The sequence below is a fragment of the Ruegeria sp. BB7 genome (assembly GCF_056539365.1).
The window spans coordinates 961,787-983,721 of record NZ_JBQFUV010000001.1 but is presented as its reverse complement, the minus strand read 5'-3'; the positions used below and the strand labels follow the sequence as shown (position 1 = coordinate 983,721).

The window sequence follows — 21,935 nt, the reverse complement described above, 5'->3', positions numbered from 1 at the left end:
GATACGATGAAACGAAATCTGATTTCGGGAGTTTTTGTTACGGCCCTGACCTTTGGCGGCGCAGCATTCGCACAGGAAACTGCGGATGCGGTTGCCCCCGAAGGCGCCACGGACGGGCAGGTGCAGGGCCTGACCGAAGAAGTGATCGCCTCGCTAGAGGCAAAGATGACCGGGCAGCCGGTTACCTCTGAAAACTGGATGGTTGCAGCGGCCAATCCTCTGGCCGTCGAGGCCGGGGCCAAGGTGTTGCGGGCCGGTGGTTCGGCTGCGGATGCGATGGTTGCAGTGCAGGTTGTGCTGGGGCTGGTTGAACCGCAGTCATCTGGCCTTGGTGGTGGGGCATTTCTGGTCTGGTATGACGCCGCAACCGGCAAGTTGACCACGCTCGATGGGCGCGAGACGGCGCCACTTGAGGCGAACCACCGGCTGTTTCAGAATGAAAACGGAGAGCCTTTGAAATTCTATGACGCAGTGGTCGGTGGCCTTTCGGTTGGTACGCCCGGTACACCGGCGCTGCTGGAAGAGGCACACCGTCGCTGGGGCCGTAGCCCTTGGCCCAGCCTGTTCGAGGATGGAATAGCACTTGCGGACGAGGGGTTTCTTGTTTCTCCACGTCTGGCCACTCTGGTTGCAGCAGACGCCGAACGCCTGTCACGCTTTCCGGTGACGGCCGAGTATTTTTTGCCCGGCGGTGAGCCGTTGCAGCAGGGGCAGCGCCTCATGAATCCTGACTATGCCGAAACATTGCGTGTTCTGGCCAGTGAAGGGTCTGCCGGGTTCTATGGTGGTGAGATCGCCGCTGGTATCGTAGGCACTGTACGGAACGCGCCGGGGAACCCCGGTGTTTTGTCCGGTGTTGATCTGGCGCTCTATCAGGTGATCGAGCGTGAGCCGGTCTGTGCGGCCTACCGCGCCTATGAGGTCTGCGGCATGGGACCACCATCGTCTGGCGCGCTGACTGTCGGGCAGATTCTGGGCATGTTGGATGGCTTTGATCTGGCGGCGATGGGGCCAGAGGATGCCAATGCCTGGCGTTTGATCGGTGATGCCTCACGCTTGGCCTTTGCCGATCGGGGGCGGTACATGGCCGATCACGATTTTGTCCCCATGCCCACGCAGGGCCTGCTCGATCCGGGCTACTTGTCCGAGCGTGGTCAGCTACTGGACGGTGACGGCGCATTGAACAAGGTTGCACCGGGCAATCCGGAGTTTGATCACGCTTTGAACTGGGCGGATGATGTTTCGCTGGAACTGCCCTCGACCTCGCATATCTCGATCGTGGATCAATATGGCAATGTGCTGTCCATGACCACGACGATCGAAAACGGCTTTGGTTCGCGGTTGATGACCAACGGGTTTCTGCTGAATAATGAGCTCACGGATTTCTCGTTCAAAACCCACAGTGACGGCATTCCGATTGCCAACCGGCTTGAGCCGGGTAAACGCCCGCGTTCCTCAATGAGCCCGTCGATCGTGATGCAGGATGATGTGCCGGTGCTGGCCATCGGATCACCCGGAGGCAGCCGCATCATTGGCTATGTGGCCAAGTCGATCATCGCTTGGGCGGATTGGGATATGGACGTGCAGCAGGCGCTGTCATTGCCGCATCTGGTCAATCGCTTCGGTACATATGACGTCGAACAGGGCACAGCGGCCGAGGGGCTCTCGGATGCACTGATCGAACTGGGTTTTGAGGTGAACGCACGTGACCTGACCTCGGGTCTGCACGCGATTGAGATCGGCGAAGTCCTGATCGGTGGTGCTGATCCGCGCCGTGAAGGCATAGCGCTGGGCGAATAAGAGGGTATCAAGATGGTGCAGGCAGCTGCGTTACCGCGAAACGAGGCCGGAATTGAAACGGCTATCGGTATCCTCAAGCAGAAGTTCGGCGATCGCCTGCAAACTGGTCAGGCGACCCGCGAACAGCACGGTCATACCACCACCTGGATCAATAATCAGGCGCCGGACGCGGTGGTATACCCTCATTCAACCGCAGAAGTGTCTGAGATCGTCAAAACCTGCGCTCAGCATAAGGTGCCCGTAATTGCCTTTGGCACCGGTACTTCGCTGGAAGGGCACGTGAATGCTCCTGCGGGCGGGATTTCAGTCGATCTGACACAGATGAACAAGGTGCTGGCCGTACATGCCGGTGATCTTGACTGTGTCGTGCAACCCGGAGTGACACGCGAAGATCTGAACACCCATCTGCGTGATCAGGGCCTGTTCTTTCCAATCGATCCGGGGGCCAACGCGTCATTGGGTGGGATGGCCGCGACACGGGCGTCAGGCACCAATGCGGTGCGCTATGGAACGATGAAAGACAACATCCTCAGCCTTGAGGCGGTGATGCCGGACGGGCAGATTATCCGCACCGGTCATCGGGCGCGGAAATCGTCTGCCGGGTACGACCTGACCCGCCTTCTGGTTGGGGCGGAAGGCACGTTGGGAATCATCACCGAACTCACATTGCGTCTGCAGGGTATCCCCGAGGCGATCACCTCCGCCCGGTGTTCCTTTTCGTCAGTCGATGCAGCCTGTCAGGCGGTTATGATGACGATTCAGTACGGTGTGACCGTAGCCCGGATCGAGCTGCTGGACGAGTTGTCGGTAAAAGCCGCTAACGCGTACTCCGGCCTTAACTTACCGGAAACGCCACTGTTGCTTCTGGAATTCCACGGCTCGGAAACTGGTGCTGTCGAACAGGCCGAGACCTTTGGCCAAATTGCAGACGATTTTGGAGGTTCAGACTTTGCCGCGACCTCTACCATCGAAGAACGCAACAAATTATGGCAGGCCCGGCATGATATGTATTGGGCCTGCCTTCAACTACGCCCCGGCACGCGGGGAATTTCCACAGATGTCTGCGTTCCGATCTCGCGTCTGGCGGAATGTGTCACTGCAACGCAGTTAAAGGCGGAAAAGCTAGGCCTGATTGCGCCTGTCGTCGGGCACGTCGGCGACGGAAATTTCCACACTTTGCTGCTGATTGACATGGAGGATGCAGACGAAGTCGCCTGTGCCGACGGGTTTGTCGGGTGGTTGAATGACATGGCAATCTCGATGGAGGGAACCTGTACGGGTGAGCATGGTATCGGTCAGGGCAAGCGGCCATACCTCGAAAAGGAACTTGGTGCTGCGACCCGATATATGGCGGCCATCAAAGCCGCGCTGGATCCGGACAATATCATGAACCCCGGAAAGATCCTCTGAACTGCAATCCTTCGAAGGAAGAATTTGTGCCAAAGATGAAGCCGCATTTTCCCTTCATCTTTTCAGAAATACTCAATTAAGACAGATGCCAGTTGAACAAACGCCCAGAATGGCATGCCTTACGTCGGTTTTGCGCTTTTTTGCGTCGGATGGACTTGGCGGATTTCTGCGGGCTTGGGCATAAACCTTGCCAAACAGACTCAATCCGGAGAGCGGGCATATGAAAACCCAAGTCAAAGCACTGGTCGTCGGCGGTGGCGCCGTCGGGACCTCGATCGCCTATCATCTGGCCAAGGCGGGCTGGGATGATGTGATGCTGATCGAACGGGACGAGCTGACGTCCGGGTCCACCTGGCATGCGGCGGGTCTGCTGCCGCTGTTCAACATGTCCTACGCGACGACCCACATCCATAAGTATTCGGTCGACTTCTACAAGACGCTTGAGGAAGAAACCGGCCTGAATGCGGGCTTTGCTGTGGTCGGCAACCTGCGTATGGCGCAAACGCAGGAGCGTATGGATGAATACATGCTCTATGCGTCCACCGCCGAGACCTGCGATGTCGCCTACGAATGGCTGACGCCTGAGCAGATCAAGGAACGCTGGCCGCTGATCGAGACCTCGGACCTGAAGGGCGCGATCTACCACACCGAAGACGGCTATATTAACCCCGCCGATGTGACCCAGGCGATGGCAAAGGGTGCCCGCCAGCGCGGTGTCGATATCGTGCGCAAGATGCAGGCTGATGCCTTCCACTGGAACGGCACCCATTGGGAAGTCACCTGCACCAAGATGGTCGAAAAGGGCGGCAACCTTGTTCCGTCAGATGAGCAGGTGGTGATCACCACCGAGCATGTCGTTACCGCATCGGGCAACCACGCGCAGCGCACCGCCAAGATGCTAGGCATCAAGATGCCTGCCATCCCGGTGGAGCACACCTTCATCGTCATGGACAAAGACCCCGAGCTGGTCAAATGGCGCGAAGCCGGTAACCCCGAGCACCCCGTTGTGCGTGACGCCGATAACGAATCCTACGCGCGTGAAGAGCGCGGCGGCTGGATTCTGGGGATTTACGAACACGGCGCGCCCGCGCAGTTCGAACATGGCGTGCCGGACAGTTTCCGCGCCGACCTGTTCCCGTTGGATCTGGACCGGATCGCCGATCAGTACATGGCAATGGCTGAACGTGTGCCGTCCTGTGCTGAATCCGGTCTTAAGGACGATTTCAACGGCCCGATCTGCTACACGCCCGACGGCAACCCGTTGGTTGGTCCGGCTCCGGGTCTGCGCAACATGTGGCTGGCCGAGGGTTTCTCGTTCGGTATCACCGCCGCAGGCGGCACCGGCTATTATCTGGCGCAGATGATGGTCGATGGCGAAGCTGAGATCGATATGGCGTCGCTGGACCCTAAGCGTTACTCGTCCAACTGGATGACCACCGAGTTCGCGGCGCGCAAGAATGAAGAGTGCTATGAGCACGTCTACATCCTGCACCACCCCGACGAAGAACGGGAAGCTTGCCGTCCGCTGCGCACCGTTCCGGCGTATGAACGTCAGAAAGCCCGTGGCGCGCAGTTCGGCTGGGTCAACGGTTGGGAACGTCCGAACTATTTCGGTCCCGTCGATGCACCGGACAACTTCGACAAGGAAAGCCGCTCGTTCCGCCGTGGCGGCTGGTGGCAATATGCCGTCGAAGAAGCCAAAGCGGTTCGCGAAGGCGTTGGTCTGATCGACGCGTCGGCATTCACCAAGCACGTCGTCAAAGGCCCCGGTGCGACCCAATTCCTGGATTGGTTCACCTGCAACAAGCTGCCCAAGGTCGGTCGTATCAACCTGACCTACGCGCTGACGTCGCACGGCACCACCCGCACCGAATACACCATCGTCCGCAACGGCGAGAACAACTACTACATCGTCTCCGCCGGTGCCTGGACCGAGTACGACGCCGACTATCTGCGCAAAGCGGCCGAGGACAAGATGGAGGAGTTCGGTTACATCGAGATCCAGGATGTGACCACTCAGTGGGGCGTCTTCGCCATCGCCGGACCCAAGTCGCGTGACGTTCTGAAAGAGGTCATCAAAGACGCCGATCCGGAAACCGCTCTGTCCAACAAGCGCTTCCCGTGGCTGTCGGCCCGTCAGATCGAACTGGGCATGTGTCCGGTCAACGCGATCCGCGTGGCTTATACCGGTGAGCTGGGTTGGGAACTGCACCACCCGATCGAGATGCAGAACTACCTGTTCGACCTGCTGGAAAAAGCCGGTGAGAAGCACGGTATGAAGCTGGTCGGTGCGCGCGCGCAGAACTGGCTGCGTCAGGAGAAATCCTATCGCGCCTTCGGCACCGAGCTGGGCCGCGACGCGAGCCCGCTGGAAGCCGACCTGCCGCGTTTTGTCGACCTGTCCAAGGACTTCAACGGCAAGGCCAAGCTGGAAGAGACCGGCGTGCGCGTGAAATGCTGCACTCTGCTGATCGACGGCCCAGACGATGCCGACCCGTGGGGCCGCGAGGCTCTGTACACACCGGAAGGTGAACGCGTTGGGCGTCTGACCTCGGGCGGTTACTCGGTCGCTTTCGAGAAGTCCATCGGTATGGGTTACGTAAAGCCTGAGCTGGCGGTCGAAGGCACCAAGCTGAAGGTCAAGATTCAGGATAAACTGTGGAATGCGGTCGTCACCTGCGACAGCCCCTACGATCCAAAGAACGAAACCATCCGCAAGGACGGTTAAACAAACAAAGGCCCCGGATAAGTCCGGGGCCTTATGCTTTTGGAGTCAGGCAGGTTTCCCGCCTGTCACAACATGCCAGTGTTGCCTAGTTGTACAGCTTCAAGCGCGCCAGTAAGTCCTCGGTCGCGTTTACCAAGGGGCGGCAATTTAGCGAAACGACCTGAGAGAAACGTCCGCTGACATAGGTCTGAACGTAGTGGCCTGACCATCCGGCGCTGCAGGATCGTTTGATGTTCAATTGGTCGGCGCCTTTGTAGTTCACCGAAAACTTACCAAGAGATACCTCGCTAAAGGTCGAACGGTATTCTGCCTTGCGGGTAATCTTTGATATCCCTTTGAAACTGGATTCGGGAAATGGCTCCTCGATCAGGATATTCACCCGGTTCGGCTCCCCGAGATAGATCGTCAGGCCGCTTGCCGGGTCATGCGTATAGTCAACGATCAGAGTCGTGCCGGGCGCGTAACTTTCAGGAAGCTCGCCCTTGGAAATTGTCTGGTCATTGTCAGAGGGTACAAATCGATTGGCCAGAACGTCACAGTGAAATCTGCCCCTGATCGGATCATCCTGGGCCAGTAACTGTGCGGGATACAGCGTTAACAGTATAGCTAGTATGAGTTTCATCGCGGCTACACCTCTTTGCGCATTCTAGCAAGAAAGCGCGAAAAAGTCATCATCGCGCACCGAATTCAAACTCGTTGATGCGTTCAGCAAAGTTGGCTTGAGTTTGGCAAATTTTTGAATTCAAAAGTTTAAAGGACGGCAGAAAAGGGCGGGACTTTACGTAGCCGCCCTGGGATGACCTGCGTTTGCCAAGCCTTTTTAGGAGTTCAATTCATCAAAACACTCCAACGCTTTTGCAGCATACATCATCGAAGGACCACCACCCATCTGAATGGCCATGGCCAATACATCCGAGAACTCTTCACGGGATGCGCCTGCCTTGATCAAGGCTTCGGTATGCAAAGTGATGCAGGGTTCACACCGGATCGCAATAGACATGCCCAACGCGACATACTCTTTGGTCTTGTAATCCAGCGTTCCGCCTTGTTTGACGGCCGCACCCAGCGCTCCGAAAGCGCGGGTGGCGTCAGGTATCGCGCCGTTGAGGTTGCGCAGACCATTGCGCGTGTCTTTGATCTTGTCCTGCCAGCTCATGTCATCATTCCATTTAGTATTCGATAAGCGGAATGTGATGCAATGCGTTAATCCGATCCTTGATCTTGATCAGGTGCCAGATTTTTCCACGACAAAGGCCAGATTATTCGCAGGCATTTCGACCACCTTGAGGATAGTTAGGTTTTGGGCGGCCATCCAACTGGCGATGTCCCTATCATCCTTATAGCCAATCTCGGGGTCCTGCTGAACCAGCGCGTCATGGAACCTCTGGTCACCGTCGCTTGTCAGTTGGCCCGACCGTTTGAAAGGCCCATAGAGGATAAAGCGCCCCCGAAGAGCTAACGCTTGTGCGACCTCGGATATCAGCGTCTGAGCTTCTGGCCAGCTGATCAGATGTAGCAAGTTTATCAGAACAATCAGGTTCTGACCTATGAAGCCCTCGTGCCATCCCTGCGCCGTAGCGTCCAGCATGACCGAGGCAGCGACATTGGGCAAATCAGCGGTGTAGGCGTTGATACTAGCGCGGCGCTCGGGGTCAACTTCAGTTGGTTGCCAGTAAAGGTCAGGAAGGGAGCGGCCAAAGGCGCTGACGTGCTGGCCAGTGCCGCTTGCGATTTCCAGTGCCTGCCCGGTTTTTGGGGCCCAGTGCTGCAGCAGGTCGCACAGCGCCTCGGCATTGCGGGTGGCAGCGGGGGCAATCAGCCGTCCGTCGTGACCCTCGGTGGCCACGCTGGCGTTTGAAGGCAGGGTTCTCTTGCTCATCGGCGTAACCTTTCCGGCCTGAGGGCGGCTATGGTTTCGGCGTCTAGTTCGGGTGTCGCGCCTGTTGTGAGGTCTGCAACCAACTGTGACGCGGCCGGAGAGGTCTGGAACCCGTACCCACCCTGACCCGCAGACCAGATAAACGAGGGATCGGCCGGATCGGGGCCAAGCACCAATGTTCCGTCAGATACAAAGCTGCGCAGCCCGGCCCAGTTTGTTTCTACTCGGGTGACGGGCTCGGTGACCATCTCTTCGTAGCGGGCCAAACCCTCGGCCAGCACCATGTCATCTGCATAGGCATCCTGCGGCGGCACGGGGTCAGCCTCGGATGGGGAAACGATCCATTTTCCCGCATCTGGCTTGGCGTACCACGCCTCGTTGACGCCAAACAACATTGGCCAGCCGCTGACGTCATACCCACCCGGTGCCGGCAGGCGCGCCATCGACCTACGTTTTGGTGTGATTCCGATTGGTGCAATCCCAGCCAATACCGCGATCTCATCCACCCAAGCCCCTGCGGCATTGACCAGATTTCGGGCTTCGAAAACTCGACCGGCATCGGCAACCCAGTGGCTGTCCTTGCGGATGGAAATGACCCTGGCCTTGGTCACGATCTCGCCTCCATTTGTGCGGATGATCCGGGCGAAATCCTGCATCAACCGGTCTGTATCGATATCGAAGGCAGAGGTGCTGATGGCCGCATGGGCAACCTTATTGGCGTCCAGTATCGGGACGCGGGTTAATGCCTCTTCCGCAGGTAAAATCTGCATGTTCAGCATTGTGGCATCATGTTCAAAGTCCGGGCGCTGATCTTTGCGACCGATCAGTAATATACCCCGTGGTGTAAGATATCCGCCGTTCTGGTGGCGCAGGTAAGCCGCGCTGGCCTTGTTCAGTGCAACCACCGAAGGCGGGCCATAGCTTTCCTCGAACATGGCAGCTGATCGACCGGACGTGTGATAGCCAAGGGCATCCTCCGCTTCAATAAGGGCTACGCGTCCGTGATGTGATAGGCGTGCCCCGACGCTGAGTCCGGCGATGCCTCCGCCTATGATAAGGAAATCAATCATATAGCCTCAATTGAGCGGGCGCCCTGCGCCTTGACTGCCAGTCTGGTGAACGTGTCCAAATTGTATTCACAACTTTAAGCAGGCTTGAATTTAGGCATCAACCCATCCAAAGAGGAACAATCATAAACAGGAGGGTAGGGTGAGTACCGCAGATTTACACCCGATGGCCACGGGGCATATTCCGTCCTACGTGACCCAGGCGGACGGCAGTGATTTTCTTTTAACGTTCATGTTTGTTTTTACCGTTTTGGTGATCGTTCTGATCGGGGTGGGATATTTCACCCTGCATTCGATCCCCGAAAAAATCGCGCATGAATCCAATCACCCTCAGTTTCAGTTGGTCGGCATTCTGGCCCTGCTGGCGCTGTTCACCCATAACGGGTTGTTTTGGGTTGCCGCTATTCTGGTGGCCGGGTTCCAGTTTCCCGATGTTGGCGCGCCGCTTAGGGCTATTGCGGATGCGATCCGATCTTTGGGCAATCAGCGCCCGGAAGATCCCGCCCCCACCCAGACCACCGAACCTACGGCGCAGCAGGAGCAGTAAGATATGCTTGAGACATTGATGTGCGCCCTGGTGACGGTGCTGCCTGACTATTTATTTCGCCGCTATGTGCAGGGTAAGCGGATCGGGCATGAGATCACGCTGTTCACCATGTGGTACGAGCTGCGCTGGGGGCTGACCACCTGCGCCATTCTGGCGCTGACCGTGATCACTACGTTGTTTTATTTTCATCCCGCCAGCAAAACGGCGGCCTCATACTTCCGCACCGTTACGATCCTGCCGCAGTTGGGCGGGCGTGTTTCCGAGGTTTATGTTTCTAATAATCAGCAGGTCGTGGCCGGGCAGCCAATCTTCCGGATCGAAGATTTCACCCAAACCGCCATGGTCGAAGCCGCACATGCCGAGATTGCGCAGGTTCAGGCGTCTCTCAAGGTGGCCCAGACCGATCTGGCCGAAGCTGAGGCGGGCATAGCTGGGGCCCGCGCTGCGCTGGATCAGTCTCTGGAAGATTTGGAGCGCAACACCACCCTGCGTGACGAAGGCTCCAGCGCTGTGCGCTTGGCCGAGATCGACCGTTTGGAAAATCTGGTAGCAGAGCGTGAGGCTCAATTGCGAGCTGCCGAGTCCCAACGTGCCGCAGTCGTGCAGCAGATCGAGGAATTGATCCCCGCTCAGTTGGCCAGCGCCAATGCGCAATTGGACGCGGCGCTGACCGAACTGGAAAAGACCGTGATCAGTGCCGGAGTGACAGGTCGGGTTGAACAGTTCGGCCTTCAGGTCGGTGACTATGTCAGCCCTCTGCTGCGCCCTGCGGGTATTCTGGTGCCGTCGCATTCCGGTCATAACCGGTTCCAGGCTGCGTTTAACCAGATGTCAGCTCAGGTCATCAAACCCGGCATGATCGGAGAGCTGGGCTGCATGACCAAACCTTTCACCGTGATTCCGATGGTCGTGGTCGAGGTGCAGGATGTGATCCCCTCTGGCCAAATCCGCCCTTCGGACGAGTTGCGGGACGTGCAATCCAACACCAATCCGGGCTCGATATTGGTGTACATGGAGCCGCTCTATAAGAACATGGCTGATGACATCCCGCCGGGCAGCAACTGTTTGGCCAATGTCTATACCGACAATCATGAACGGTTGGAGCATGAGGAGCTTGGCTTTTGGCAGACTGCGGTTCTGCATGTGATCGATACGATCGGCGTCGTGCATGCTGCTGGTCTGCGTCTGCGCCTGATCCTGATGCCGGTGAACACGCTAGTGCTGACGGGGCATTGATTTCAACGTCCTAAAGCTTTGTCTACTACGGCGGGTCAATCGGCTGATGAGTTGACCCGCCGGCAACTGGATATCGAAACGCCCGCAGTTTTAGTTGTTTGCTGGCCGATGCTTTCGGGTCTCTGGAAAGGCTGACCACACAGTGGATGTTCGCTGCGGTTGCAGCACTAGTTATCGTTGACCGCAGCTACCCGGACAAAGCAGTCGTTCATTATTTGTTGCAGAAAACCGAAGTGACTAACTTAAGATCAAATAAATCGTTCATTTGGATCGATTGATTGAGCTACTTTTATCGACCGGTGGTGCGAACTCTGGAAGAGTAAAGACCTGTGTTGATTGTGACATACCTGCTAACTGGTGCCGCCCCAAGGGCTCAAGCCGCGTTGCAACATCTGCTGCGAATTCCGAGGACATTACCAAAGGTGTATTTAGAGACTTACACAGACCCTCAAGCCGATTGACTTGGTTTACCGCCGGGCCAATCGTGGTGAAATCCAGCCGACGTTCCGTGCCGACGTTTCCATACATTACGGAACCCCGATGTAAGGCAATTCCAAATTCAATTCTGCCGCCGTGCTTTTGCCAGGTGATGTTTTTTTCCCTCGCGCGAGCTAAGCACTCCAACACTGAAGACAATGCGGCACGGCTCATGTCGACTGCCGGCCTCGACTTTTCGTCCACTGGGAAGATTGCCATAACCGCGTCGCCGATAAATTTAAGGATCTCACCGCCGTGATCTTCTACTGCCCCGGCCGTGCAATCAAAATAGTCGTTAATTAACGCAAGATATCTGTTCAATGGCATGTTTTCTGCCATCCGACTGGAGTTTCTTAGGTCGCAATAAAACAAAATGCAGTCGATTGCCCCTCCATCGCCGCGCTCAATTACGCCATCCAGGACACGGTTTCCAGAGTAGCTTCCCAGGTAGGCATCCATGAGACCTTGCGCAAGAATGCGCGATTGAGCGTTTTTTATAACCAGCGCAAGGGCAGGCATGAGTGCTCGGATATAGTTGATTTCAGAGTCGCTAAATCCGCCTATACGTCGTGTAGAAATCGACATCATAACGCCCTCCATTCCAGGCGGAAAATCCGACCAGCGGCTAGCGTCATCGCGATGATAGCTTTCAAATTGAACCAGATAATCCGTTGCACCATCTGAACGAAGGTCTTCCAGGATCGGAAAACTGTTCTCGACGGTCCCATCCTCCAATTTGTAACGCCTATAGGAACCGCCGTTATGCGCCAAATCGAAAAACGGTGTATTGCGGAATCCAGGTGTCGCAAGCTGGTCTCTGGGCGTAAGTTCGGCCTTGGCTTGGTCGTCGCGGACCGTCCAAAGCACATTCAAGGCGCCAAAAATTGGGTGCAGGACCATGCCCCCGACGTTGATCCGAGCTACAGGGACACCAGCGGTAACCAGACGGTTGCCAAAGCCTTGCACCACATCTTCGGCCTTAGTATCGCGAAGACCGCACCCCATCAGCCAAGCAGCAACACTATCTAAAAGTGGAGACCTGCTGAACTCAATCATACTGAGACACTTTCTTGTCAAAAAAAGCGTAATGAACCAGCTCGGTACTGAAACCTTAGACCGATAGGACACAATGAGCGCAGGGAGCCTTGTACCGAGCGTTCAGTCCTCTTGTATCACAGCACTGCCATTGTCTCCTAGCTTGGTGCGCTAAACAACAAGCTTCACCCCTCTACTCCAAGGTCGGCTACGGGCTCAGAACTGCCAAATGCACGCGCAGCATCCAGTTCTCATGGTGGCGACGGTTCCAGATTTAACTTTCAAATGAGAACAAAAAAGGCCCGCAAGAACATGCGGGCCTCTCTGATGATTTTCGGAGCAGGTTTTACTGCGGAATTTCGCCTTCCAGCCCTTCAACATAGAAGTTCATGCCTGCCAGCGTTCCGTCATCGGCGGTCTCGCCTTCAGCCAGCCAGTCGCTGCCGTCCTGTTTCTTGAGCGGGCCGGTGAAGGGGTGGTACTCACCTGCTGCCATCGCGGCCTTCAGTGCCAGCGCTTCTTCCTTGACGTCGGCAGGAACAGCGTCCGAGATTTCGCCGATTTCAACCATGCCCTCGGCAATTCCGTCCCATGTGTTCACGGTTTCCCACGAACCGTCCATGACGGCCTGGGTCCGCGCGATGTAGTAGGGTGCCCAGTTGTCGATGATCGATGACACACGCGGATGCGGTGCGTACTCGCTCATGTCCGAAGCCTGACCGAAGGTGATCACATTGCCAGCCTCTTGTGCGGCGGCCTGCGGTGCGGTCGAGTCGGTGTGCTGCAGGATCACGTCCGCGCCTTGTTCAATCAGAACGCTGGCGGCGTCGGCTTCTTTTGCAGGATCAAACCATGTGTAGGCCCAGATGATCTTGAACTCGACATCCGGGTTCACTTTCTTGGCGTGAATATAGGCCGAGTTGATACCCCGGATCACTTCGGGGATCGGGTAAGACCCGATATAGCCGATGATGTTCGACTCGGTCATTTTTCCTGCGATGTGGCCCTGGACTGCGCGACCTTCATAGAAGCGCGCCGAATAGACCGACACGTTGTCGGCGGTCTTATAGCCGGTGGCGTGCTCGAATTTCACGTTCGGGAACTTCTTGGCCACGTTGATGGTAGGGTCCATGTAACCAAACGAGGTGGTGAAGATCAGGTCAGCGCCCTCCAGCGCCATCTGAGTCATCACGCGCTCTGCGTCGGGGCCTTCGGGCACCGATTCTACGAACACGGTTTCCACCTTGCCGCCGAATTTTTCTTCGACGGCCAGTCGGCCCTTGTTGTGCTCAAAGGTCCAGCCGCCGTCGCCCACGGGGCCGACATAGACAAAGCCGACCTTGGTCTTGTCTTCGGCCATGGCACCTGTCGCCAGACCCAGCGCCATGGCGGCGCTTGTCAAAAGTGTTGTGAATTTCATGTGGTTACTCCCCAAGTTGGTTCAGTTGGCCCCGTCTAGTGCGAGGCGTGGAAAATACGGCCCAGTGAGGCAGGTGCGCTGCTCTTGTCGGCCGAAAGGATCACAAGCACAAGGATCGTGATGATATAGGGCGACATTGCCAGATACTCGACAGGGATGGCAACGCCCGCTGCCTGCAAATTAAGCTGCAACACGGTGATACCGCCGAACAAATAGGCACCCAGCAGGGCCCGCCATGGCTTCCAACTGGCAAACACCACCAGGGCCAAAGCGATCCAGCCAACACCGGCGGTCATGCCCTCGGTCCACTGTGGGACGCGGATCAGGCTGATATAGGCGCCGCCAAGGCCCGCGCACGCGCCACCAAACAGAATCGCCAGGACGCGGATCTTGATGACCTTGTAGCCCAATGCGTGAGCGGCATCGTGGTTTTCGCCAACCGCGCGCAGGATCAGACCGACGCGGGTGTATTTCAATGTTGCCCAGACCGCGGCTGTCAAAGCAATGCCGACATAGAGGATCGGGTCATGCTGGAACAGGATTGGACCGATCACCGGAATATCGCTGATCAACGGGATATGGATGTCGCCCATACTGGGCGGTTTGATCCCGACATAGCTTTGACCCAGAAGGGCGCTGAAGCCCAAGCCAAAGAGGGTCAGGGCAAGGCCACTTGCCACCTGATTGGCCAGCGCAACTTGCGTTAGCAGTACGAAGAGCAGTGACAAGACGGCTCCGCCTATAGCGGCCGCTATAAAGCCCAACCAGGGCGAGCCGGTCTCGACCGAGATTGCAAAGCCACTGATCGCGCCGACGATCATCATACCCTCGACGCCAAGGTTCAGGACGCCTGCTTTCTCGACGACCAGCTCTCCGATCGCGGCCAGCAGCAGGGGGGTTGCCGCCACCATCAGCGAGGCGACCAAAAGGACGGGGTTAATCTCACCAAGGTCCATATCACGCTACCTCGCTACGGGCCGCACGGATGCGGTAGTTTGTCAGAAGATCGAAAGCCAGCAGGAAGAATAGGAGCATACCCTGGAACACCTGAATTGCAGCGGCAGGCAGGCCCAGCTGAGATTGCGCGATTTCACCGCCAATATAGGTCAGCGCCATCAGGCCCCCGGCCAGCAAGATACCCACCGGGTGCAGGCGTCCCAGAAAGGCCACGATGATCGCGGTAAAGCCATAGCCCACGTTAAAGTCGATGCTGACCACGCCCGACGGGCCAGAGACTTCAAACATCCCGGCCAGACCCGCCAGTGCGCCGGACAGACCCAGGCAGAACAGGATTAGGCGGGCAGGGTTCACACCGGCGAATTTAGCCGCGCGGGGTGCCTCACCCGTCAAACGGATGTGAAATCCCAGCATGTGCCGGTTCAGCAGAACATAGGCAAAGATTACGGCGATCAGAGCCGTGACAACACCCCAATGCATCCCCGATCCAGCAATCAGCTCAGCATTATGTGCGCTGTCATAGGATTGCAGGTTGCGTGAGCCAGGAAAGCCGAACCCTTCGGGGTTCTTCAGCAGCCCCAGCGAGACCGAGGCCAGCATCTGCTCGGCCACATAAACCAGCATCAGCGAGACGAGGATTTCGTTAGTGCCAAAGCGGACCTTCAGAAGGGCCGGTATACTTGCCCAGAGCCAGCCACCAAGCGCGCCCGCAATCACCATAATCGGGAAAATGTACCACGCATCCAAGGGGTAAAAGGCCAGACCAGCGCCCGCGCCGAAAATGGCCCCCATGATGTATTGGCCCTCGGCCCCGATATTCCAGATACCCGCACGGAAACCGAGCGACAGGCCTATCGCGATCAACACCAACGGCGCACCCTTCACCAACAATTGCGGACGGTAGTAAAAGGCAAATTCACCAAACAGGGGCTCCCAAAAGATGGTGCCGATGGCCTGAATTGGGTTTTTGCCCAGAATGGCGAACAACACGCCACCAAAAAACATCGTTGCCAGAACCGCGACCAATGGGGTGGCATAAGACCACGCCTTGGATGGCTGAGGCCGTTTCTCCAACACAATCATCCCCTCATCCCCCAGCGTTTTTCATCTTTTTCCAAATACTCTCGCCGAAGGCGGCACCACAGATCACACATGCGCCACCTCCATTCCGTGCGCGCCACCCATCATCAGGCCGATTTCATCAACCGTCAGGCCGGTGGTAGGACGCGGAGCACTCAGGCGACCTTCGTTCAACGCGGCAAAGCTGTCCGATATTTCCATCAACTCGTCCAGATCCTGCGAAATGCAGATCACCGCCGTTCCCTTGGCGGCCAGATCCAGAATGGCCTGCCGGATCGAGGCCGCAGCCGCAGCATCCACACCCCATGTTGGCTGGTTCACCACCAGCACGTCAGGGTTTTGCAGCACTTCGCGACCGATCACGAACTTCTGCAGGTTGCCGCCGGACAGCGACCGGGCTGCATTCTCTGGCCCTGGCGTTCGGACATCGAAGGCGCTGATGATCTTTTCAGCAAAGCTTTTTGTCTCAGCCCATTTCAGGAAGCCGTTGCTTTCCAACCCTTCACGCACCGACCCGGTCAGCAGGGCGTTCTCGGTCAGACTCATGTCCGGAGCAGCCGCGTGGCCCAGACGTTCCTCTGGTGCCGTCAAAATACCCAGCTTTCGCCTTGCGGTTGGGCCGAATTTACCGATCTGCTGCCCGTTGAACTTGATCGCGTCGGCGGTTGTCGGGATTTCACCCGACAAAACACCAAGCAATTCGTCCTGGCCGTTACCGGCAACACCGCCGATACCTAGTACTTCGCCTTTTCGCACCGTCATGTGGACGTTTTTCAAGGTGGTTCCAAATTCCGACGGAGACGGTACAGACAACCCGCTGACATCCAGTGCGACCTCGCCGAACTCACGGCCCGAACGCTCTGGCGTCTGTAGGGTCGAACCGACCATCATCTCGGCCATGTCGCGTGCTGAGGTCTCGGATGGAACACATTCACCCACATTCTTGCCAAGCCGCAGGATCGTGGCGTGGTCACACAGGGTGCGGATTTCTTCCAGCTTGTGCGAGATATACAGGATCGAGGTCCCCTCGGACCGCAATTTGTTCAGCGTTTCAAAAAGGATATCGACCTCTTGCGGGGTCAGAACCGAGGTTGGCTCATCCATGATCAGCAGCTTGGGGTCCTGCAGTAGGCAGCGGATGATCTCGACCCGCTGACGCTCACCGGCGGACAGGTCGCCAACCGTGCGATACGGGTCCAGAGGCAAGCCGTAAGTCTCAGACACTTCGCGGATACGCGAGGCCAGATCGCTCATCGGTGGAGGGTTCTCCATTCCCAGCGCTATATTCTCGGCCACGTTCAACGCGTCGAATAGCGAGAAATGCTGGAACACCATTGCAATCCCGTCGGCCCGTGCCGCACGGGGCTCGGGTGGCGAAAAGGGTTGTCCACGCAGCAGCATCGTGCCGCTGTCGGGCTTCACCAGACCGTAGATCATTTTTACCAGCGTGGATTTCCCCGCGCCGTTTTCACCCAGCAGGGCGTGAACTTCGCCTTCACCGATGTCGAAAGACACCTGATCATTGGCCACGACGCCGGGATAGGCCTTGGTCAGCCCTTGCAAGCTTAACAGTGGAGTAGTCACGCGCTCAGGTCCTTCTTCAATTCGTTATGTCGGGCCGGGCGCAAGAGCTGCGCTGCGACGCCAACGGCGATCATCTGCGGGTGTTTGCCCAAACCGGGTTCGCCGATTGGACAGGTGATCCGGCTGATCCGTTCGGGCGAATGCCCAAGTGTCGCTAGCCGCGATCGGAATCGCGCCCATTTCGTAGCCGAGCCGATCAGGCCAGCAAAGCGAAAATCATGCGAAAGCAGCCGGTTGCACAGCTCTAAATCCAGAATGTGTGAATAAGTCAGCACTAGATGCTCGGCATCGCGTGGCGCGTGACGGACCAGTTCGGCTGGTTTTGCGGCTGGCACCGGAGTCACTCCGGCTGGAATCGCACCCGGAAACCGTGCCGGCCCGGTATCGACCCATGTGATTGCAAGATCGGGCAGTGGGGACAGAACATCCACCAACGCACGGCCGACATGGCCTGCGCCCCAGATCCACAAATTACGGGTGGGTTTATGTACCGGTTCCACCATCCAACCGTCCACCAGTTGCGGTTCCGGCGCGATGCCCTGACCTCGCGCCGCTGCCTGCAGGCGTTTATCCGACAGGGGCATGTCTTTGCATGTCTGAGACCGCGCGATAACTGTATCGTCCAGCGCATCAACGGCCTCTAGGTTATAAACCTCGCTCAGTAGTGAGACCACGCCGCCGCAGCATTGGCCCATATCAGGCCCAAGGGCATGATGCGTCAGCTTGGCTGGCGCGGTTTGGGATCGTGCAGCCTCTGTTGCTTGGTATTCCAGCGTGCCGCCTCCGATAGTCCCGCTTTGCCCGTTCTCCCAAACCAGCATGGCGGCGCCGACTTCGCGCGGGGAGGACCCCTTGATGGCAGCGATGACCACCCGAGTGACTTTCCCGTGGGTTTTGACCGCCTCCCTCAAAGCCTCTCGATCAAATCCCATCAGGTTCCTCCTTTTACCCTTTGGACGCCGCGCCAGATTTCCTCGGCAGTTGCTGGCGCATCCAATGCAGGGTAGCTGTCACCGCAGGCCGCCACCGCATTGGACAGCGCCAGCCATGCCGATATGCCAAGCATAAAGGGCGGTTCACCCACCGCTTTTGAGCGATAGATCGTGTCTTCGCGGTTCTCACCATGCCAAAGCGCGACGTTGAAGATATCAGGCCGGTCCGAGCAGGCCGGAATCTTGTAGGTCGAGGGCGCGTGGGTCCGCAGATTGCCCTTGCCGTCCCAGACCAGTTCTTCGGTCGTCAGCCAGCCCGCGCCTTGTACGTAACCGCCTTCGACTTGTCCGATGTCCAGCGCCGGGTTCAGAGATGCGCCCGCGTCATGCAAGATATCCGTGCGCAGGATGCGGTTCTCGCCGGTCAGAGTATCGACGGCAACCTCGGTTATTGATGCGCCATAAGCGAAGTAGAAGAACGGACGACCGCGGCCTTTGATCCGGTCCCATTCGATTCTCGGCGTTTTGTAGTATCCGGTCGCCGACAGGCTGACCCGGCCTTGATAGGTCAGTGCTGCAGCTTCTGCGAAGGTATAGCGTTCGTCGCCAACTGATACGTGGCCATCCGAGAAGACGACCGTCGATGGATCAGCCTGATGCCGTTCGGCCAGATAGTCGGCCATCCGGATGCGGATCGTATCACAGGCGGCTTTGACCGCCATACCATTCAAGTCACTGCCCGAGGATGCCGCCGTTGCCGACGTGTTGGGAACCTTGGCCGTATCGGTGGCAGTGATCTTGACCATCTCCAGCGGGATGCCAAAGCGCGACGCGGCCACCTGCGCAACCTTCTGAAAAAGACCCTGACCCATTTCGGTACCGCCATGGTTCAGGTGGACCGAGCCATCCTGATACACATGCACCAGTGCCCCGGCCTGGTTCAGGTGCGTCAGCGTGAAAGAAATGCCGAACTTGACTGGTGAAAAAGCGATGCCCTTTTTGATTACACTGTTTTCGGTGTTCCATTTCTCGATGGCGACTTTGCGCGCGGCATAGTCGCTGGACTTCAGCAGGGCTTCGGTCATGCCATGTAGTTCGAAATCGGTGACTTCCATACCATAAGGCGTTGTGTTGCCGCCTGCCGGCACCGGACGGACGGGCGGTGCAATCTCAACCTGCTCGACAGCGCCCAGGCTCGTTAGATCCTCACGTGGATCGACACGTACCAATGGGCGCTTCGTCAGATGCTCAGGTTCCATGGTCGGCGTATGGGCGGGCTCGTAATAGTTCCGACGGCGCAGCTCGACCGGGTCCAGCCCAAGTTCATTGGCGGCGTGGTCCATGACCCTTTCAATCCCGACCATGCCCTGCGGGCCGCCAAACCCGCGATAGGCGGTGGCGGATTGGGTGTTGGTCTTCAGCCGGTGGCTCTCGATCCGCGCGTTCGGTAGCAGGTAGGCATTGTCCGAATGCAGCATCGCGCGGTCAGCGACGGGCAGGGACAGGTCCTGCGCCCAGCCGCAGATGGCGTATTGATGGAAAGACACGCCTTGAATGTGCCCGTCCTCATCAAACCCGGCTTTGTACGAAATCCGGAACGCATGGCGCTTGCCGGTGATGATCATGTCATCGTCACGGTGATAGCGCATCTTGCAGGCCTTGCCGGTTGCGCGGGCGGCCACGGCGCAGCCGACCGCCAGCGCATTGCCCTGACTTTCCTTGCCGCCAAAGCCTCCTCCCATACGACGGGTCTCGACACGAACTGCATGCATGGGAACGCCCAAGGCGTCGGCAACTTTGTGTTGTATCTCGGTTGGGTGCTGGGTTGAGCTATGGACCAGCATATCCGAGCCTTCATTCGGCACGGCCAAAGCGGCCTGACCTTCCAGATAAAAATGCTCCTGCCCGCCGAGTTCAAAGGACCCTTCGATCACATGGGCCGCGCTTGCGATGGCGGCATCCGCGTCACCCTTGGCATAGATGCGGGGGCCGTCCTCAAACCGGCTATCAGCCGCTAGTGCCTCTTCGACGGTCAGAATGGGTGTTTCTTCGGCATAGTCGATCTTACCGAGACGGGCGGCCTTGCGGGCGGCTAGATGGCTGCTGGCGACGACCAGGAACACCGGCTGACCGATATAGTGAACGGTTCCGTCCGATAGCAACGGTTCATCATGGATCGAGGGCGAGACGTCATTGGCAAAGGGTAAATCCTCAGCGGTCATGACCATTACGACACCCTCCGCGGCCTTTACTGCCGACAGGTCCATTGCTGCGATCTTGCCCTTGGCAATTGGGCTCAGGCCAAAGGCTAAGTGCAAGCTGCCTTTGGGGGTGGGGATGTCATCCACGTAACGGGCCGAACCGGACACATGCAACGGTGCCGCGTCATGGGGAAGGGGCTTGGTTACGCTCATGCCGACACCTCCAGCACATTGGTCACTTCGCCCTGATCCTCAAGGTAATACCGCTCAAGCATCGCTTTGGCGGTTTCCAGACGATAGGTGGCCGAGGCGCGCATGTCCGTCATTGGGGTGAAGTCGTCGGAAAATGCTGGCAGAGCGGATTGAACGGTCTTATGCGTCCACGTGTTTCCGACTAACGCTGCCTCCACGTTTGCGGCTCGTTTGGGAATACCCGCCAAGCCGCCAAACGCAATCCGCGCTTGCGTGACGGTGCCGTCCGAAACGGTGATATTGAAGCAGCCGCAAACGGCCGAGATATCCTGATCGAACCGCTTGCTGAGTTTGTACGTCTTCAACCGATCGACCTGACGCGGAAAGCTGACGGCCTCGACAAATTCGCCGGGGGCGCGGTCTTGTTTGCCGTAGTCGAGGAAGAACTCCTCCAACGGGATCGAGCGCCGCTCATCGCCTTTGCGTAGATGTAGGGTCGCGCCTAGAGCAATCAGGGCTGGCGGGTTGTCTCCGATAGGTGAACCGTTTGCGATGTTGCCGCCGACAGTGGCCGCATGACGCACCTGAACGCTGGCGTAGCGGCGGATCATCTCGGCATAGGATGGGTAGTGGTCGGCCAGCGCCTCGCCCATACGGTTCATGTCGACCATGGCACCGAAACGGATTTCTTCATCTGCAATCGTAACCTGTTTCAGATCTTCGCAGCGATTGAGGAAGATCACCGGATCCAGATCGCGCAGTTGCTTGGTGACCCACAGGCCAACGTCGGTTGCCCCGGCAACCAGAGTTGCATTCGGGTTCTCAGAGTAAACCGCCGCCAACTCGTCGGACGAGCCGGGCAGCATGGGTGATGCGGCTGATGTCGCGATTGGTTTGTCTTTGACCCACACAGGTACGGGCTGCTCTTCGGCCGCTTTCGCGGCGCGGATGATCGGCGCATAGCCAGTGCAGCGGCACAGATTGCCCGCAAGCTGCGTGTCGTGGTCGGTTGCACCATTGGCATGGCTGGCCACCATCGACATGATGAATCCGGGGGTGCAGAAACCGCATTGCGAACCATGGAGGTCCACCATCGCCTGTTGCACTGGGTGGGCTTCGCCATTCGGGCCGCTGGCACCTTCGACAGTGCGCACAGCTTTACCATGCAACTGCGGCAGAAACAGGATGCAAGAGTTCAGGGCCTTGGCACCGCCCTCATCCGTCACCATGACAGTGCAGGCCCCGCAATCGCCTTCGTTGCAGCCTTCCTTGGTGCCGGTCAGACCGCGATCTTCGCGCAACCAATCCAGCAGGGTTGCTGTCGGATCGACATCCGCCAGTTCCACGGTCTCTCCGTTCAGAAGAAACGTGATATTCATACGAGAAACCC

General features: G+C 57.8%; 17 protein-coding genes. 5 read left to right on the top strand and 12 right to left on the bottom strand.

Features of this window, described 5'->3' with window-relative positions; all coding sequences use genetic code 11:
• Positions 1 to 6 precede the first annotated feature (6 nt).
• The 3 genes from ggt to ACR0D7_RS04870 all read left to right on the top strand — a co-directional run bounded on the left by ggt (position 7) and on the right by ACR0D7_RS04870 (position 5,938).
• Entirely contained in the window at positions 7 to 1,800 is a 1,794-nt protein-coding gene (gene ggt, locus ACR0D7_RS04880) for a gamma-glutamyltransferase (RefSeq protein ID WP_480677969.1), read from the top strand.
• Positions 1,801 to 1,812: 12 nt separating this feature from the next.
• Positions 1,813 to 3,210: an FAD-binding oxidoreductase gene (locus tag ACR0D7_RS04875; RefSeq protein ID WP_480677968.1), complete on the top strand. Its 1,398-nt coding sequence runs from the start codon at positions 1,813 to 1,815 to the stop codon at positions 3,208 to 3,210.
• A gap of 220 nt (positions 3,211 to 3,430) precedes the next feature.
• Entirely contained in the window at positions 3,431 to 5,938 is a 2,508-nt protein-coding gene (locus ACR0D7_RS04870) for a GcvT family protein (protein WP_480677967.1), read from the top strand.
• Between the two features lie 85 nt (positions 5,939 to 6,023).
• On the opposite strand, the gene ACR0D7_RS04865 is transcribed toward ACR0D7_RS04870, so the two are convergent.
• From ACR0D7_RS04865 to ACR0D7_RS04850, 4 genes are all read right to left on the bottom strand, one after another.
• Entirely contained in the window at positions 6,024 to 6,560 is a 537-nt protein-coding gene (locus ACR0D7_RS04865; RefSeq protein ID WP_480677966.1) for a hypothetical protein, read from the bottom strand.
• 198 nt (positions 6,561 to 6,758) lie between these two features.
• The gene (locus ACR0D7_RS04860; RefSeq protein ID WP_480677965.1) at positions 6,759 to 7,094 is read right to left on the bottom strand and encodes a carboxymuconolactone decarboxylase family protein; all 336 of its coding nucleotides are present in this window, start codon (positions 7,092 to 7,094) and stop codon (positions 6,759 to 6,761) included.
• Between the two features lie 69 nt (positions 7,095 to 7,163).
• Positions 7,164 to 7,817, bottom strand: a complete 654-nt coding sequence (locus tag ACR0D7_RS04855; protein ID WP_480677964.1) for a DUF938 domain-containing protein — start codon at positions 7,815 to 7,817, stop codon at positions 7,164 to 7,166.
• A complete protein-coding gene (locus ACR0D7_RS04850; protein WP_480677963.1) occupies positions 7,814 to 8,887 on the bottom strand; it encodes an NAD(P)/FAD-dependent oxidoreductase in 1,074 nt (357 codons plus the stop codon). The genes ACR0D7_RS04855 and ACR0D7_RS04850 overlap by 4 nt, the downstream gene beginning before the upstream one ends.
• Before the next feature lie 163 nt (positions 8,888 to 9,050).
• Here ACR0D7_RS04850 and ACR0D7_RS04845 point away from each other — a divergent pair, with 163 nt between their 5' ends.
• Both ACR0D7_RS04845 and ACR0D7_RS04840 read left to right on the top strand, forming a co-directional pair.
• Positions 9,051 to 9,431: a hypothetical protein gene (locus ACR0D7_RS04845; RefSeq protein WP_480678007.1), complete on the top strand. Its 381-nt coding sequence runs from the start codon at positions 9,051 to 9,053 to the stop codon at positions 9,429 to 9,431.
• A 3-nt stretch (positions 9,432 to 9,434) separates the two neighbouring features.
• A complete protein-coding gene (locus ACR0D7_RS04840) occupies positions 9,435 to 10,667 on the top strand; it encodes an HlyD family secretion protein (protein ID WP_480677962.1) in 1,233 nt (410 codons plus the stop codon).
• 261 nt (positions 10,668 to 10,928) lie between these two features.
• Here the strand turns inward: ACR0D7_RS04840 and ACR0D7_RS04835 are convergent, their stop codons facing one another.
• The 8 genes from ACR0D7_RS04835 to xdhA all read right to left on the bottom strand — a co-directional run bounded on the left by ACR0D7_RS04835 (position 10,929) and on the right by xdhA (position 21,924).
• Positions 10,929 to 12,200, bottom strand: a complete 1,272-nt coding sequence (locus tag ACR0D7_RS04835; protein WP_480677961.1) for an adenylate/guanylate cyclase domain-containing protein — start codon at positions 12,198 to 12,200, stop codon at positions 10,929 to 10,931.
• Positions 12,201 to 12,525: 325 nt separating this feature from the next.
• Complete coding sequence (locus tag ACR0D7_RS04830) at positions 12,526 to 13,599, bottom strand: BMP family ABC transporter substrate-binding protein (protein ID WP_480677960.1); 1,074 nt, start codon at positions 13,597 to 13,599, stop codon at positions 12,526 to 12,528.
• A 35-nt stretch (positions 13,600 to 13,634) separates the two neighbouring features.
• Positions 13,635 to 14,555: an ABC transporter permease gene (locus ACR0D7_RS04825; protein WP_170573567.1), complete on the bottom strand. Its 921-nt coding sequence runs from the start codon at positions 14,553 to 14,555 to the stop codon at positions 13,635 to 13,637.
• 1 nt (position 14,556) lies between these two features.
• Complete coding sequence (locus ACR0D7_RS04820) at positions 14,557 to 15,639, bottom strand: ABC transporter permease (protein ID WP_480677958.1); 1,083 nt, start codon at positions 15,637 to 15,639, stop codon at positions 14,557 to 14,559.
• Between the two features lie 63 nt (positions 15,640 to 15,702).
• Entirely contained in the window at positions 15,703 to 17,220 is a 1,518-nt protein-coding gene (locus ACR0D7_RS04815) for an ABC transporter ATP-binding protein (protein ID WP_480677957.1), read from the bottom strand.
• The gene (xdhC, locus tag ACR0D7_RS04810; protein WP_480677956.1) at positions 17,217 to 18,152 is read right to left on the bottom strand and encodes a xanthine dehydrogenase accessory protein XdhC; all 936 of its coding nucleotides are present in this window, start codon (positions 18,150 to 18,152) and stop codon (positions 17,217 to 17,219) included. Before xdhC ends, ACR0D7_RS04815 begins: the two co-directional genes overlap by 4 nt.
• Positions 18,152 to 20,566, bottom strand: a complete 2,415-nt coding sequence (gene xdhB / locus ACR0D7_RS04805) for a xanthine dehydrogenase molybdopterin binding subunit (RefSeq protein WP_480677955.1) — start codon at positions 20,564 to 20,566, stop codon at positions 18,152 to 18,154. The genes xdhC and xdhB overlap by 1 nt, the downstream gene beginning before the upstream one ends.
• Positions 20,563 to 21,924 carry a xanthine dehydrogenase small subunit gene (gene xdhA, locus ACR0D7_RS04800; protein WP_480677954.1) on the bottom strand — a complete coding sequence of 454 codons (1,362 nt, stop codon included), beginning with the start codon at positions 21,922 to 21,924 and terminating at the stop codon, positions 20,563 to 20,565. Before xdhA ends, xdhB begins: the two co-directional genes overlap by 4 nt.
• Positions 21,925 to 21,935: the final 11 nt, after the last annotated feature.

Excerpts from the sequence above, each read along its gene's own strand:
- xdhB (WP_480677955.1), bottom strand. The coding sequence starts at position 20,566 with ATGAGCGTAACCAAGCCCCTTCCCCATGACGCGGCACCGTTGCATGTG.
- ACR0D7_RS04860 (WP_480677965.1), bottom strand. The coding sequence starts at position 7,094 with ATGAGCTGGCAGGACAAGATCAAAGACACGCGCAATGGTCTGCGCAAC.
- xdhC (WP_480677956.1), bottom strand. The coding sequence starts at position 18,152 with ATGGGATTTGATCGAGAGGCTTTGAGGGAGGCGGTCAAAACCCACGGG.
- ACR0D7_RS04845 (WP_480678007.1), top strand. The coding sequence starts at position 9,051 with ATGGCCACGGGGCATATTCCGTCCTACGTGACCCAGGCGGACGGCAGT.
- ACR0D7_RS04820 (WP_480677958.1), bottom strand. The coding sequence starts at position 15,639 with ATGATTGTGTTGGAGAAACGGCCTCAGCCATCCAAGGCGTGGTCTTAT.
- ACR0D7_RS04835 (WP_480677961.1), bottom strand. The coding sequence starts at position 12,200 with ATGATTGAGTTCAGCAGGTCTCCACTTTTAGATAGTGTTGCTGCTTGG.
- xdhA (WP_480677954.1), bottom strand. The coding sequence starts at position 21,924 with ATGAATATCACGTTTCTTCTGAACGGAGAGACCGTGGAACTGGCGGAT.
- ggt (WP_480677969.1), top strand. The coding sequence starts at position 7 with ATGAAACGAAATCTGATTTCGGGAGTTTTTGTTACGGCCCTGACCTTT.
- ACR0D7_RS04825 (WP_170573567.1), bottom strand. The coding sequence starts at position 14,555 with ATGGACCTTGGTGAGATTAACCCCGTCCTTTTGGTCGCCTCGCTGATG.
- ACR0D7_RS04855 (WP_480677964.1), bottom strand. The coding sequence starts at position 7,817 with ATGAGCAAGAGAACCCTGCCTTCAAACGCCAGCGTGGCCACCGAGGGT.
- ACR0D7_RS04865 (WP_480677966.1), bottom strand. The coding sequence starts at position 6,560 with ATGAAACTCATACTAGCTATACTGTTAACGCTGTATCCCGCACAGTTA.
- ACR0D7_RS04840 (WP_480677962.1), top strand. The coding sequence starts at position 9,435 with ATGCTTGAGACATTGATGTGCGCCCTGGTGACGGTGCTGCCTGACTAT.
- ACR0D7_RS04875 (WP_480677968.1), top strand. The coding sequence starts at position 1,813 with ATGGTGCAGGCAGCTGCGTTACCGCGAAACGAGGCCGGAATTGAAACG.
- ACR0D7_RS04830 (WP_480677960.1), bottom strand. The coding sequence starts at position 13,599 with ATGAAATTCACAACACTTTTGACAAGCGCCGCCATGGCGCTGGGTCTG.
- ACR0D7_RS04870 (WP_480677967.1), top strand. The coding sequence starts at position 3,431 with ATGAAAACCCAAGTCAAAGCACTGGTCGTCGGCGGTGGCGCCGTCGGG.
- ACR0D7_RS04850 (WP_480677963.1), bottom strand. The coding sequence starts at position 8,887 with ATGATTGATTTCCTTATCATAGGCGGAGGCATCGCCGGACTCAGCGTC.